Below are 12562 nucleotides of genomic sequence, written 5' to 3'. Positions count from 1 at the left end.
CCTGTGAAGCGGGCGCCATTCTATCAAGCTATTCGCCAGTTGCAATACCCTCGCACAACATTATTTTATGTTTTAAGTCTTTGAAATCTCGAGAAAGTGCCCCCAGCAGGGTTTGATCCAACAAACGCAGGCTCTGCGGCGCGATCTGCAGCCAAAAACCTGTCGAATCACCGAGCCGCCCAACCACCGGCTTCGCCGCAACATCCAGAGAAAGCAGTCGCTGACGCAGCGCATCAAGCTGCTCCTGGTTACTTAAACCGCCAACATACAGGCATTCCTGGCCGCGCTCAGGAGGGCGCTGCCCCTTCGGAGACTCGCTCAACAGGTGAATGCCCTGCTGATTACCCTTGTAGAGCGATAGCGGCGCCACCTCCTTGGCCTTCAGCGGCGCTTCCTGCTGATGCCAGACGTAATAGACACCATTAAGCACCACCAACAACAGAAACAACCAACGCATAGTCACCTCAACTCAGGGGACAGGCCATTGCCAGGCCGACAAATACCAGATCCGGCACCACTCGGGCATTCGGCGCAGCCTCCTGCACCAGGGGTGCATCCCCGCCTGTCAGCAACACCGTGAAATTATCACCCCACAACGCGCGCGCGTGCTCAATCTGGGAACGAACGAAGCCCTGAAGCATATGCACGCAGCCGCGTTCAACTGCCTCCACCGTTGAACGCCCTGGGGACATACTCGACAACGCTCGTTCAGCCGACGCATCGTCGTAGCGAATACGCCGGGTATGCGTACGCAGCTGACTACGCATCAGCGGCATACCAGGACAGATAAAACCACCCAAGTGCTCGCCATCTGCCGCGACGAAGTCAGCCTTGGCTGCAGTGCCAAAATCCATGACCAGGCACGCGCCTTTAGCCAAACGATAAGCCCCTAACACCGCCAGCCAGCGATCAAGGCCGAGACGTTGATAGTCGTCATAGCCATTACGCACACCCGCCACCTCTTTCGCGGGCTGGGCAACCAGCACGTCCAGGCCAAAATGCTGGAGCAGCAAAGCCGAAAGACTGCTAGTTTCCTCTTCGCTACGAACACTCACCAAGCGACAGCGCTGAGGCGCCTGCGGCAGCGCAGTGACCGCGGCCAGCAATGCCTGGTCGGAAGCGACTACGCCACCAGCAACGATCGAGGCGTCGGCACGCCGAATGACGCGCCATTTGATAAAGCTGTTACCGCAATCGAGCTCAAGAATCATCACGCAACCTCAAACTGAGCTCACCACCGCTGAAGCTCTTCTCTACACCATCGACCATAAGGCGCAATGCCCCCTGACCATCAATACCTACTACTACGCCATCAATCTTGTTAGCTCCGGCAATCAAGGATACCGCGCGACCTTGCCACTGGTGCGCCTCTTCCCATTCACGCTGAAATCCGGCAAAACCGCTCTGGCGATGCCGTTCAAGGTCGATCTGCAGGTTTTGGTTTAACCTGGCGACCAATATATTGCGATCGACTGCCACTCCCGCCTCACGACGCATAGAAGTCCACTGCTGATCGACTTCACTGGTTACCTGCATGTTTACATTGATGCCAATACCCAGCACCACATGACAGACATCCGCAGGATCACCCACCAACTCCAAAAGGATGCCGGCGATCTTTTGATTATTGACCAGCACGTCATTCGGCCATTTCAAGCCCACATCAGCAACGCCAAAGGACTGTAAGGTACGCATGACCGCAAGCCCTACTACCAGGCTCAAGCCTTCGAGCTGACGCATGCCACCGTCGATACGCAGCACCAGGCTGTAATAGAGGTTTTCGGCAAAAGGACTAACCCACTGACGACCACGCCTCCCCCGCCCAGCTGTCTGGCGCTCCGCCAGGACCAGGAACGGTGCAGCCTGCCCTTCAGCAACTGCGCGTAAGGCCTGGGCATTGGTTGAGTCAATGGAGTCGAATACCAGCGCCGGCCAGTGCTCACCTTGCGAGTATTCGGCAATAACCGACTCCTCCAGCAACGACAAAGGCGTTGCTAACTGATAGCCGCGACCACGCACTTTATGAATGGGTAGATTCAGTTCGGCCTCGAGGTGCTGTAGTTGCTTCCAGACAGCACTACGACTTACGCCAAGGGCGACCCCCAGATCCTGCCCGGAATGGAACCGGCCATCCTTGAGGAGCTTCAACAACTTCAGCATGCCAATCTCGACTCGTAATGAGGCTGGCATGATAGCTATGCAGGTAGGGATTGCATAGAAAACTGATGGGATTGGGTGAGGTGCGGATCACGGATTTGCCCGCTGCGGGAGCCAGCCTTGGCGGCGAGGATACCACTGAGGTGTCAGCGATTGCGCAGTGGCGGTATCGCCGGTAAGCCCGGCTCCCACAAGGGCACCTCCCAGGCAACGGCCGGGGCCAGGGCCGGAAAAGACAAAACCCCTACCTGCATACGCAGATAGGGGTTTCGGAATTTAATCTTGACGATGACCTACTCTCACATGGGGAAACCCCACACTACCATCGGCGATGCATCGTTTCACTGCTGAGTTCGGGATGGGATCAGGTGGTTCCAATGCTCTATGGTCGTCAAGAAATTCTGTTGCCAGAAGGTCTTGTTAGACACTCCAGCGAATTGGGTATGTGACAGTTTGTGGTTTACGAACTTTCGGTTCATTTCGTCTTCACCACCACAATCTGCGTTGCAGATTGCTTGGGTGTTATATGGTCAAGCCTCACGGGCAATTAGTATTGGTTAGCTCAACGCCTCACAGCGCTTACACACCCAACCTATCAACGTCGTAGTCTTCGACGGCCCTTCAGGGAGCTCAAGGCTCCAGTGAGATCTCATCTTGAGGCAAGTTTCCCGCTTAGATGCTTTCAGCGGTTATCTCTTCCGAACATAGCTACCCGGCAATGCCACTGGCGTGACAACCGGAACACCAGAGGTTCGTCCACTCCGGTCCTCTCGTACTAGGAGCAGCCCCTCTCAAATCTCAAACGTCCACGGCAGATAGGGACCGAACTGTCTCACGACGTTCTAAACCCAGCTCGCGTACCACTTTAAATGGCGAACAGCCATACCCTTGGGACCGGCTTCAGCCCCAGGATGTGATGAGCCGACATCGAGGTGCCAAACACCGCCGTCGATATGAACTCTTGGGCGGTATCAGCCTGTTATCCCCGGAGTACCTTTTATCCGTTGAGCGATGGCCCTTCCATACAGAACCACCGGATCACTAAGACCTACTTTCGTACCTGCTCGACGTGTCTGTCTCGCAGTCAAGCGCGCTTTTGCCTTTATACTCTACGACCGATTTCCGACCGGTCTGAGCGCACCTTCGTACTCCTCCGTTACTCTTTAGGAGGAGACCGCCCCAGTCAAACTACCCACCATACACTGTCCTCGATCCGGATAACGGACCTGAGTTAGAACCTCAAAGTTGCCAGGGTGGTATTTCAAGGATGGCTCCACGCGAACTGGCGTCCACGCTTCAAAGCCTCCCACCTATCCTACACAAGCAAATTCAAAGTCCAGTGCAAAGCTATAGTAAAGGTTCACGGGGTCTTTCCGTCTAGCCGCGGATACACTGCATCTTCACAGCGATTTCAATTTCACTGAGTCTCGGGTGGAGACAGCGCCGCCATCGTTACGCCATTCGTGCAGGTCGGAACTTACCCGACAAGGAATTTCGCTACCTTAGGACCGTTATAGTTACGGCCGCCGTTTACCGGGGCTTCGATCAAGAGCTTCGCGTTAGCTAACCCCATCAATTAACCTTCCGGCACCGGGCAGGCGTCACACCCTATACGTCCACTTTCGTGTTTGCAGAGTGCTGTGTTTTTAATAAACAGTCGCAGCGGCCTGGTATCTTCGACCGGCATGAGCTTACGGAGCAAGTCCTTCACCCTCACCGGCGCACCTTCTCCCGAAGTTACGGTGCCATTTTGCCTAGTTCCTTCACCCGAGTTCTCTCAAGCGCCTTGGTATTCTCTACCCAACCACCTGTGTCGGTTTGGGGTACGGTTCCTAGTTATCTGAAGCTTAGAAGCTTTTCTTGGAAGCATGGCATCAACCACTTCGTCGCCTAAAGGCAACTCGTCATCAGCTCTCGGCCTTAAGATCCCGGATTTACCTAAGATCTCAGCCTACCACCTTAAACTTGGACAACCAACGCCAAGCTGGCCTAGCCTTCTCCGTCCCTCCATCGCAATAACTAGAAGTACAGGAATATTAACCTGTTTTCCATCGACTACGCTTTTCAGCCTCGCCTTAGGGACCGACTAACCCTGCGTCGATTAACGTTGCGCAGGAAACCTTGGTCTTTCGGCGTGGGAGTTTTTCACTCCCATTGTCGTTACTCATGTCAGCATTCGCACTTCTGATACCTCCAGCAAGCTTCTCAACTCACCTTCACAGGCTTACAGAACGCTCCTCTACCGCATCACCTAAGTGATACCCGTAGCTTCGGTGCATGGTTTGAGCCCCGTTACATCTTCCGCGCAGGCCGACTCGACTAGTGAGCTATTACGCTTTCTTTAAAGGGTGGCTGCTTCTAAGCCAACCTCCTAGCTGTCTAAGCCTTCCCACATCGTTTCCCACTTAACCATGACTTTGGGACCTTAGCTGACGGTCTGGGTTGTTTCCCTTTTCACGACGGACGTTAGCACCCGCCGTGTGTCTCCCATGCTCGGCACTTGTAGGTATTCGGAGTTTGCATCGGTTTGGTAAGTCGGGATGACCCCCTAGCCGAAACAGTGCTCTACCCCCTACAGTGATACATGAGGCGCTACCTAAATAGCTTTCGAGGAGAACCAGCTATCTCCGAGCTTGATTAGCCTTTCACTCCGATCCACAGGTCATCCGCTAACTTTTCAACGGTAGTCGGTTCGGTCCTCCAGTCAGTGTTACCTAACCTTCAACCTGCCCATGGATAGATCGCCCGGTTTCGGGTCTATACCCAGCGACTAAACGCCCTATTAAGACTCGCTTTCGCTACGCCTCCCCTATTCGGTTAAGCTCGCCACTGAATATAAGTCGCTGACCCATTATACAAAAGGTACGCAGTCACCTAACAAAGTAGGCTCCCACTGCTTGTACGCATACGGTTTCAGGATCTATTTCACTCCCCTCTCCGGGGTTCTTTTCGCCTTTCCCTCACGGTACTGGTTCACTATCGGTCAGTCAGTAGTATTTAGCCTTGGAGGATGGTCCCCCCATATTCAGACAAAGTTTCTCGTGCTCCGTCCTACTCGATTTCATGACTAAGAGATTTTCGCGTACAGGGCTATCACCCACTATGGCCGCACTTTCCAGAGCGTTCCGCTAATCTCAAAGCCACTTAAGGGCTAGTCCCCGTTCGCTCGCCACTACTAAGGGAATCTCGGTTGATTTCTTTTCCTCAGGGTACTTAGATGTTTCAGTTCCCCTGGTTCGCCTCTTGCACCTATGTATTCAGTACAAGATACTCAGCTTATGCTGAGTGGGTTCCCCCATTCAGAGATCTCCGGATCAAAGTCTGTTTGCCGACTCCCCGAAGCTTATCGCAGGCTACCACGTCTTTCATCGCCTCTGACTGCCAAGGCATCCACCGTATGCGCTTCTTCACTTGACCATATAACCCCAAGCAATCTGGTTATACTGTGAAGACGACATTCGCCGAAAATTCATGAAAACTCACAAATTTTACCTTAGCCTGAACAAACACCAGTGAAAGTGCTGTCCAGTCTATCTTTCTATCACATACCCAAATTTTTAAAGAACGATTCTGAAAAAGTTCAGAAATCAATATTCGATGCGAATATTCATTTCTAAGCTTTGACATGGTAACAAGGGGGTGGTGGAGCCAAGCGGGATCGAACCGCTGACCTCCTGCGTGCAAGGCAGGCGCTCTCCCAGCTGAGCTATGGCCCCAACAAGAAACTGGTGGGTCTGGGCAGATTCGAACTGCCGACCTCACCCTTATCAGGGGTGCGCTCTAACCAACTGAGCTACAGACCCAGTTAAGAGCTGTTACCGATATCGTCTTCTTCAATGAATCAAGCAATTCGTGTGGGAGCTTATGAAACAGCTGATGTCGTCGATTAAGGAGGTGATCCAGCCGCAGGTTCCCCTACGGCTACCTTGTTACGACTTCACCCCAGTCATGAATCACACCGTGGTAACCGTCCTCCCGAAGGTTAGACTAGCTACTTCTGGTGCAACCCACTCCCATGGTGTGACGGGCGGTGTGTACAAGGCCCGGGAACGTATTCACCGCGACATTCTGATTCGCGATTACTAGCGATTCCGACTTCACGCAGTCGAGTTGCAGACTGCGATCCGGACTACGATCGGTTTTGTGAGATTAGCTCCACCTCGCGGCTTGGCAACCCTCTGTACCGACCATTGTAGCACGTGTGTAGCCCAGGCCGTAAGGGCCATGATGACTTGACGTCATCCCCACCTTCCTCCGGTTTGTCACCGGCAGTCTCCTTAGAGTGCCCACCATAACGTGCTGGTAACTAAGGACAAGGGTTGCGCTCGTTACGGGACTTAACCCAACATCTCACGACACGAGCTGACGACAGCCATGCAGCACCTGTCTCAATGTTCCCGAAGGCACCAATCCATCTCTGGAAAGTTCATTGGATGTCAAGGCCTGGTAAGGTTCTTCGCGTTGCTTCGAATTAAACCACATGCTCCACCGCTTGTGCGGGCCCCCGTCAATTCATTTGAGTTTTAACCTTGCGGCCGTACTCCCCAGGCGGTCAACTTAATGCGTTAGCTGCGCCACTAAAATCTCAAGGATTCCAACGGCTAGTTGACATCGTTTACGGCGTGGACTACCAGGGTATCTAATCCTGTTTGCTCCCCACGCTTTCGCACCTCAGTGTCAGTATGAGCCCAGGTGGTCGCCTTCGCCACTGGTGTTCCTTCCTATATCTACGCATTTCACCGCTACACAGGAAATTCCACCACCCTCTGCCCTACTCTAGCTCGCCAGTTTTGGATGCAGTTCCCAGGTTGAGCCCGGGGATTTCACATCCAACTTAACGAACCACCTACGCGCGCTTTACGCCCAGTAATTCCGATTAACGCTTGCACCCTCTGTATTACCGCGGCTGCTGGCACAGAGTTAGCCGGTGCTTATTCTGTCGGTAACGTCAAAACACTAACGTATTAGGTTAATGCCCTTCCTCCCAACTTAAAGTGCTTTACAATCCGAAGACCTTCTTCACACACGCGGCATGGCTGGATCAGGCTTTCGCCCATTGTCCAATATTCCCCACTGCTGCCTCCCGTAGGAGTCTGGACCGTGTCTCAGTTCCAGTGTGACTGATCATCCTCTCAGACCAGTTACGGATCGTAGCCTTGGTGAGCCATTACCTCACCAACTAGCTAATCCGACCTAGGCTCATCTGATAGCGCAAGGCCCGAAGGTCCCCTGCTTTCTCCCGTAGGACGTATGCGGTATTAGCGTTCCTTTCGAAACGTTGTCCCCCACTACCAGGCAGATTCCTAGGTATTACTCACCCGTCCGCCGCTGAATCAAGGAGCAAGCTCCCGTCATCCGCTCGACTTGCATGTGTTAGGCCTGCCGCCAGCGTTCAATCTGAGCCATGATCAAACTCTTCAGTTCAATACTGCTTGGGTTTTGAGAAAACCCTAAACTTGGCTCAGCAATCTCAAATGACTAATTCGAAGTCTTTCGACTCCTCGTGCAGTCACTTGTGATGCTGATAATCTTTCTGACTATCAGTCTGAGTCACAAGCACCCACACGAATTGCTTGATTCGATTGTTAAAGAGCGGTGGTTGAAGTCTTTCGCTTCAACCGAGGCGCGCATTCTACGCTTTCCTCAGAGTCTGTCAAGCGTTTATTTTGAAGTTTTTCAGAATTTCTCTTTCAACTTCAACCGCTTAACTCGCTGCGATCTCTCGTCAGCGGGAGGCGAATTCTACAGCGTTTCAATCCGCTGTCAACCACCTTTTTCACCGCTGCCGATCTTTCGATCGAAGCCCCTCCGGCACTACTTGGAACATCTAACTCGTTGAATCTCAAGGAGTTTTCCGTTCCGACTACGCCGGAAGTGGGGCGAATTATAGAGAGATCTACAGGGGCGTCAAGGGTTAATTTCAAACTTCTGCAAATCAGCCTGCGCCCCACTCTATATATAGGTACTTTACTCAGCCTTCAGGGTAATACGCGCAAACGCCTTCTTGCCCGCCTGGCAAACATGGGTAGCGCCCAGAGCAAAGACAAAACCGCGATCAACCACTTCGCCATCGACGCGAACACTGCCGGCAGCAAGCAAATCACGGGCTGCTGCGGAGTTTTTCACCAGACCTGCCTTATTAAGGACAGCAGAGATAGGCATTTCTTCGCTTGCCAGCACTTCAACCTCTGGCAGGTCTTCCGGAAGCTCGCCTTCCTTCATGCGATTGCCCGCACCACGATGAGCGTTTGCTGCCGCCTCTTCACCATGGAAGCGCGCAACGATCTCTTCGGCCAATTTGATCTTGATGTCACGCGGGTTGGCACCAGCATCCACGTCGGCCCGGAACACCTCGATTTCTTCCATTGAACGGAAGCTCAGCAGCTCGAAGTAACGCCACATCAGCGAGTCAGGGATCGATACCAGCTTGCTGTACATTACCCCCGGCGCTTCCTGGATACCGACATAGTTACCCAGCGACTTGGACATCTTCTTGACGCCATCGAGCCCCTCGAGCAGCGGCATGGTCACAACGCTCTGCGCCTCCTGACCATACGAGCGTTGCAACTCGCGCCCCATCAGCAGGTTGAACTTCTGGTCGGTACCACCCAGCTCGACATCAGCCTTGAGCGCTACCGAGTCATACCCCTGCACCAATGGGTAAAGGAACTCATGAATAGCGATTGGCTGATTGGTGGTGTAACGCTTATCGAAGTCATCGCGCTCGAGCATGCGCGCCACGGTGTACTGCGAAGCCAGGCGAATGAAGTCGGCCGGCGTCAGCTTGTCCATCCAGGTGGAGTTGAACGCAACCTCGGTCTTGGCCGGATCGAGAATCTTGAACACCTGCTGCTTGTAGGTCTCGGCATTATCCAACACCTGCTCGCGGGTCAGCGGCGGACGCGTGGCGCTCTTGCCGCTCGGGTCACCGATCATGCCGGTGAAGTCGCCGATCAGGAAAATCACCTGATGCCCCAGATCCTGGAACTGACGCAGCTTGTTAATCAGGACGGTATGCCCCAGGTGCAGGTCGGGTGCAGTCGGGTCAAAACCCGCCTTGATCCGCAGCGGCTGCCCGCGCTTGAGCTTCTCGACCAACTCGGACTCTACCAGTACCTCTTCCGCACCACGCTTGATCAGCGCTAGCTGCTCTTCAACCGACTTCATAACAGACCCGCAGGCTCAGATTCAAAGGGCCCCAACCATACAAGATCAGCCATCAATTACAAGTTTTTGCCCCGGATGTGACCCCGTAGCCGACTGATGACGTCTGCGCGCTTGCGCTGAAAGGGATTTGGTTATATTTTATACAGTTATTTCATCTTCATCATGTCATTCATCTTTTCCAATTCATCTATTTCAAAGTCAATTCATCTATGACCAACGAACCGCCTAAAGCGCCCCCGCTTTATCCGAAGAGCCATCTGTTGGCCGCCAGCGGCATCGCTGCCTTACTCAGTCTGGCCCTGCTGGTGTTCCCGTCCAGCGAAGTAGAAGCCAAAAAAACCACCCTGAATCTAGAGCTGGAGAGCCCTGCCGAGGAACTCAAGCAAGGGCCTGACGCCCCCCTGACCCAAAACGCAGAGGCTTCCAGCCCTTCCCCGTTTGCTCAAATCGATAACAGCAGCGCCCCATCCGAGAAAACAGCCAAGGTTGAAGCGGCACCCGCGCCAGAGTCAGCTGCCCCGGCCAAAGACCCAAGCCATCGCGAAGTCACCGTGAGCAGGGGCGATACCCTGTCGACCCTGTTTGCCAAAGTCGGCCTGCCGGCCAGCGCCGTGCACGAGGTACTGACCAGTAATAAGCAGGCCAAGCAGTTCAGCCAGCTCAAGAGCGGCCAGGTGCTGCAGATCGAGCTGGACAAGGACGGTCAACTGGCCAGCCTACACAGCAAAGTCAGCGACCTGGAAACCATTCGCCTGACCAAGAGCACCAAGGGTTACGCCTTCAATCGTGAAGTCAGCAAGCCGGTAGTACGCTCAGCCTACGCCCACGGCATGATCAAGAGCTCGCTGTCGGCCTCCGGCCAACGCGCAGGCCTGCCTCACAGCCTGACCATGGACATGGCACGGATTTTTGGCTACGACATCGACTTCGCCCAGGATATTCGCCAGGGTGATGAGTTCGACGTGATCTACGAACAGAAGGTCATGGGCGACAAAGTGGTTGGCAACGGCAATATCCTCTCTGCCCGCTTTACCAATCGCGGCAAGACCTACAGCGCCATTCGCTACACCAACAAGCAAGGCAATACCAATTATTACACCGCCGACGGCAACAGCATGCGCAAGGCTTTCATCCGCACCCCGGTTGATTTCGCCCGCATCAGTTCTCGCTTCTCGGCCGGCCGCAAGCACCCGATCCTGAACAAGATCCGCGCCCATAAGGGTGTCGACTACGCCGCACCACGGGGCACGCCAATCAAGGCTGCCGGTGATGGCAAGGTACTGCTCGCCGGACGTCGTGGTGGCTACGGCAACACCGTTATCATCCAGCACGGCAACCGCTACCAAACCCTCTACGGGCACATGCAGGGCTTCGCTAAAGGTGTGAAAACCGGCGGTAGCGTAAAACAGGGCCAGGTCATCGGTTACATCGGCACCACCGGCCTGTCCACCGGGCCACACCTGCACTATGAGTTCCAAGTCAATGGCGTCCACGTCGACCCACTGGGGCAGAAGCTGCCAATGGCCGATCCGATCGCCAAGGCCGAGCGTCAACGCTTCCTGCAGCAAAGCCAACCGCTGGTGGCACGCATGAACCAGGAAAAAGCCACCATGCTCGCCTCCAACAAGCGCTAAGCAATGGCTCTTTACTTGGGAGTGATGTCCGGGACCAGCCTCGATGGCCTGGACATTGCCTTGATCAAACAGGGGCAGGACACCCACCTGCTCGCGACACACTACATTCCCATGCCCGCCAGCCTGCGCCAGGATCTGCTGGGCCTGTGCGCCAGTGGTGCTGACGAAATCGCCCGCGCAGCACTGGCTGAGGCACAGTGGGTGCGTTTGGCAGCGCAGGGAATCGAACATCTGCTGGCAGCCCAAGGCCTTACCGCCGCCGACATTCGCGCCATCGGCAGCCACGGCCAGACCATCCGCCATGAACCGGCACGCGGCTTCACCGTGCAGATCGGCAACCCGGCCTTGCTCGCTGAGCTCAGCGGCATCTGTGTCGTCGGAGACTTTCGGCGCCGTGACGTTGCTGCGGGAGGCCAAGGCGCGCCGCTGGTCCCGGCCTTTCATGAAGCGTTGTTCGAGCATCAAGGGCAACGTTTGGCCGTGCTCAACGTCGGTGGGTTCAGCAACCTCAGCCTGATCGAGCAGGACAAACCGGTCAGCGGCTTCGACTGCGGCCCAGGCAACGTTTTACTCGACGCCTGGATTCACCAAAAGCAAGGCCACAGCTACGATGCCAATGGTAGCTGGGCGGCCAGTGGCCAGGTGCACACTGGCTTGCTTGCTAGCCTGCTCAGCGACTCGTTCTTTGCCGGCACCGGACCGAAGAGCACAGGCCGTGAAGTCTTTAACCTGCCGTGGTTGATGGGCCATCTGACGACACAACCGGCGATTGCCGATGCTGACGTCCAGGCTACGTTGCTGGAGCTCACCGCCCACAGCATAGTCAGCTCCTTGCAGGCCGCCCAGGAAGACACCCAGGCGCTGCTGGTCTGCGGAGGAGGCGCGCACAACGGTGCACTGATGGACCGTCTGGCCGTGCTTCTACCCCACGCACAGGTCAGTAGCACAGCCGCTCATGGCATTGATCCCGACTGGGTCGAGGCCATGGCCTTTGCCTGGCTCGCCCATTGCTGCCTGCAAGGCATTCCCGGCAATCGCCCCAGCGTTACTGGCGCTCGCGGGCTGCGGGTGCTCGGCGCAATCTACCCAGCCTGACCCGCACACAGCAAAACGCCGCGCATTAGCGCGGCGTTTGCGGTGCAACTTACCTAACGATCAGATCGAGAACGACGAACCGCAACCACATGTGGTGCTGGCATTCGGGTTCTTGATGACAAAACGTGAGCCTTCCAGGCCTTCCTGGTAATCCACCTCAGCTCCTGCCAGGTACTGGAAACTCATCGGATCGACCACCAGGGCCACGCCTTCGCGCTCAACGATAGTGTCGTCTTCAGCGACGTCTTCATCGAAAGTAAAACCATACTGAAAACCCGAGCAACCGCCGCCAGTCACGAACACTCGTAACTTCAGGCGATCATTGCCTTCTTCATCGACCAGGGTCTTCACCTTGTGCGCTGCACCCTCAGTGAACTGCAAAGCTACGGGGGTGAAGGATTCGACGCTCATGCTGACTATCTCCCGGCGCTGTGCCGCCATAATGCGTGATGACGCGCATTATCCGCTTCTCCGAGAAAATCGGTCAAGAATACAAAAGCCGCAAGCGG

7 protein-coding genes, 2 tRNA genes and 3 rRNA genes are annotated in these 12562 nt (G+C 55.0%); 2 read left to right on the top strand and 10 right to left on the bottom strand.

Features of this window, described 5'->3' with window-relative positions; translation table 11 throughout:
• Positions 1-28 precede the first annotated feature (28 nt).
• From CX511_RS03110 to tyrS, 9 genes are all read right to left on the bottom strand, one after another.
• Complete coding sequence (locus CX511_RS03110) at positions 29-457, bottom strand: hypothetical protein (RefSeq protein ID WP_045190662.1); 429 nt, start codon at positions 455-457, stop codon at positions 29-31.
• 7 nt (positions 458-464) lie between these two features.
• Complete coding sequence (locus tag CX511_RS03105; protein ID WP_045190664.1) at positions 465-1211, bottom strand: pantothenate kinase; 747 nt, start codon at positions 1209-1211, stop codon at positions 465-467.
• Positions 1201-2160 carry a bifunctional biotin--[acetyl-CoA-carboxylase] ligase/biotin operon repressor BirA gene (birA, locus tag CX511_RS03100; RefSeq protein WP_045190666.1) on the bottom strand — a complete coding sequence of 320 codons (960 nt, stop codon included), beginning with the start codon at positions 2158-2160 and terminating at the stop codon, positions 1201-1203. Before birA ends, CX511_RS03105 begins: the two co-directional genes overlap by 11 nt.
• A 277-nt stretch (positions 2161-2437) precedes the next feature.
• Positions 2438-2553, bottom strand: a 5S ribosomal RNA gene (gene rrf / locus CX511_RS03095).
• 130 nt (positions 2554-2683) lie between these two features.
• Positions 2684-5574: ribosomal RNA gene (locus tag CX511_RS03090) — 23S ribosomal RNA — on the bottom strand.
• 223 nt (positions 5575-5797) lie between these two features.
• Positions 5798-5873, bottom strand: a tRNA-Ala gene (locus CX511_RS03085).
• Positions 5874-5883: 10 nt separating this feature from the next.
• Positions 5884-5960, bottom strand: a tRNA-Ile gene (locus CX511_RS03080).
• A gap of 84 nt (positions 5961-6044) precedes the next feature.
• Positions 6045-7581 (bottom strand): 16S ribosomal RNA (locus CX511_RS03075).
• The 16S, 23S and 5S rRNA genes sit together here with 2 tRNA genes alongside, the layout of an rRNA operon.
• Before the next feature lie 543 nt (positions 7582-8124).
• Entirely contained in the window at positions 8125-9324 is a 1200-nt protein-coding gene (gene tyrS, locus CX511_RS03070) for a tyrosine--tRNA ligase (protein ID WP_045180333.1), read from the bottom strand.
• A 209-nt stretch (positions 9325-9533) separates the two neighbouring features.
• Between tyrS and CX511_RS03065 the strand changes: the two genes are divergently transcribed.
• Both CX511_RS03065 and CX511_RS03060 read left to right on the top strand, forming a co-directional pair.
• The gene (locus CX511_RS03065) at positions 9534-10958 is read left to right on the top strand and encodes a peptidoglycan DD-metalloendopeptidase family protein (protein WP_045180336.1); all 1425 of its coding nucleotides are present in this window, start codon (positions 9534-9536) and stop codon (positions 10956-10958) included.
• A 3-nt stretch (positions 10959-10961) separates the two neighbouring features.
• Complete coding sequence (locus CX511_RS03060) at positions 10962-12053, top strand: anhydro-N-acetylmuramic acid kinase (protein WP_101293354.1); 1092 nt, start codon at positions 10962-10964, stop codon at positions 12051-12053.
• A 60-nt stretch (positions 12054-12113) separates the two neighbouring features.
• Here the strand turns inward: CX511_RS03060 and erpA are convergent, their stop codons facing one another.
• Positions 12114-12464, bottom strand: coding sequence for an iron-sulfur cluster insertion protein ErpA (gene erpA / locus CX511_RS03055; protein WP_028942121.1), 351 nt, complete (start codon positions 12462-12464; stop codon positions 12114-12116).
• Positions 12465-12562: the final 98 nt, after the last annotated feature.

Origin of the sequence: Pseudomonas sp. S06B 330 (assembly GCF_002845275.2) — a bacterium.
Lineage (GTDB): Bacteria > Pseudomonadota > Gammaproteobacteria > Pseudomonadales > Pseudomonadaceae > Aquipseudomonas.
This window is presented reverse-complemented; position numbering and strand designations above follow the sequence as displayed.

Coding starts and splice junctions, on each gene's coding strand:
- CX511_RS03110 (WP_045190662.1), bottom strand. CDS start 457: ATGCGTTGGTTGTTTCTGTTGTTGGTGGTGCTTAATGGTGTCTATTAC.
- CX511_RS03105 (WP_045190664.1), bottom strand. CDS start 1,211: ATGATTCTTGAGCTCGATTGCGGTAACAGCTTTATCAAATGGCGCGTC.
- birA (WP_045190666.1), bottom strand. CDS start 2,160: ATGCTGAAGTTGTTGAAGCTCCTCAAGGATGGCCGGTTCCATTCCGGG.
- tyrS (WP_045180333.1), bottom strand. CDS start 9,324: ATGAAGTCGGTTGAAGAGCAGCTAGCGCTGATCAAGCGTGGTGCGGAA.
- CX511_RS03065 (WP_045180336.1), top strand. CDS start 9,534: ATGACCAACGAACCGCCTAAAGCGCCCCCGCTTTATCCGAAGAGCCAT.
- CX511_RS03060 (WP_101293354.1), top strand. CDS start 10,962: ATGGCTCTTTACTTGGGAGTGATGTCCGGGACCAGCCTCGATGGCCTG.
- erpA (WP_028942121.1), bottom strand. CDS start 12,464: ATGAGCGTCGAATCCTTCACCCCCGTAGCTTTGCAGTTCACTGAGGGT.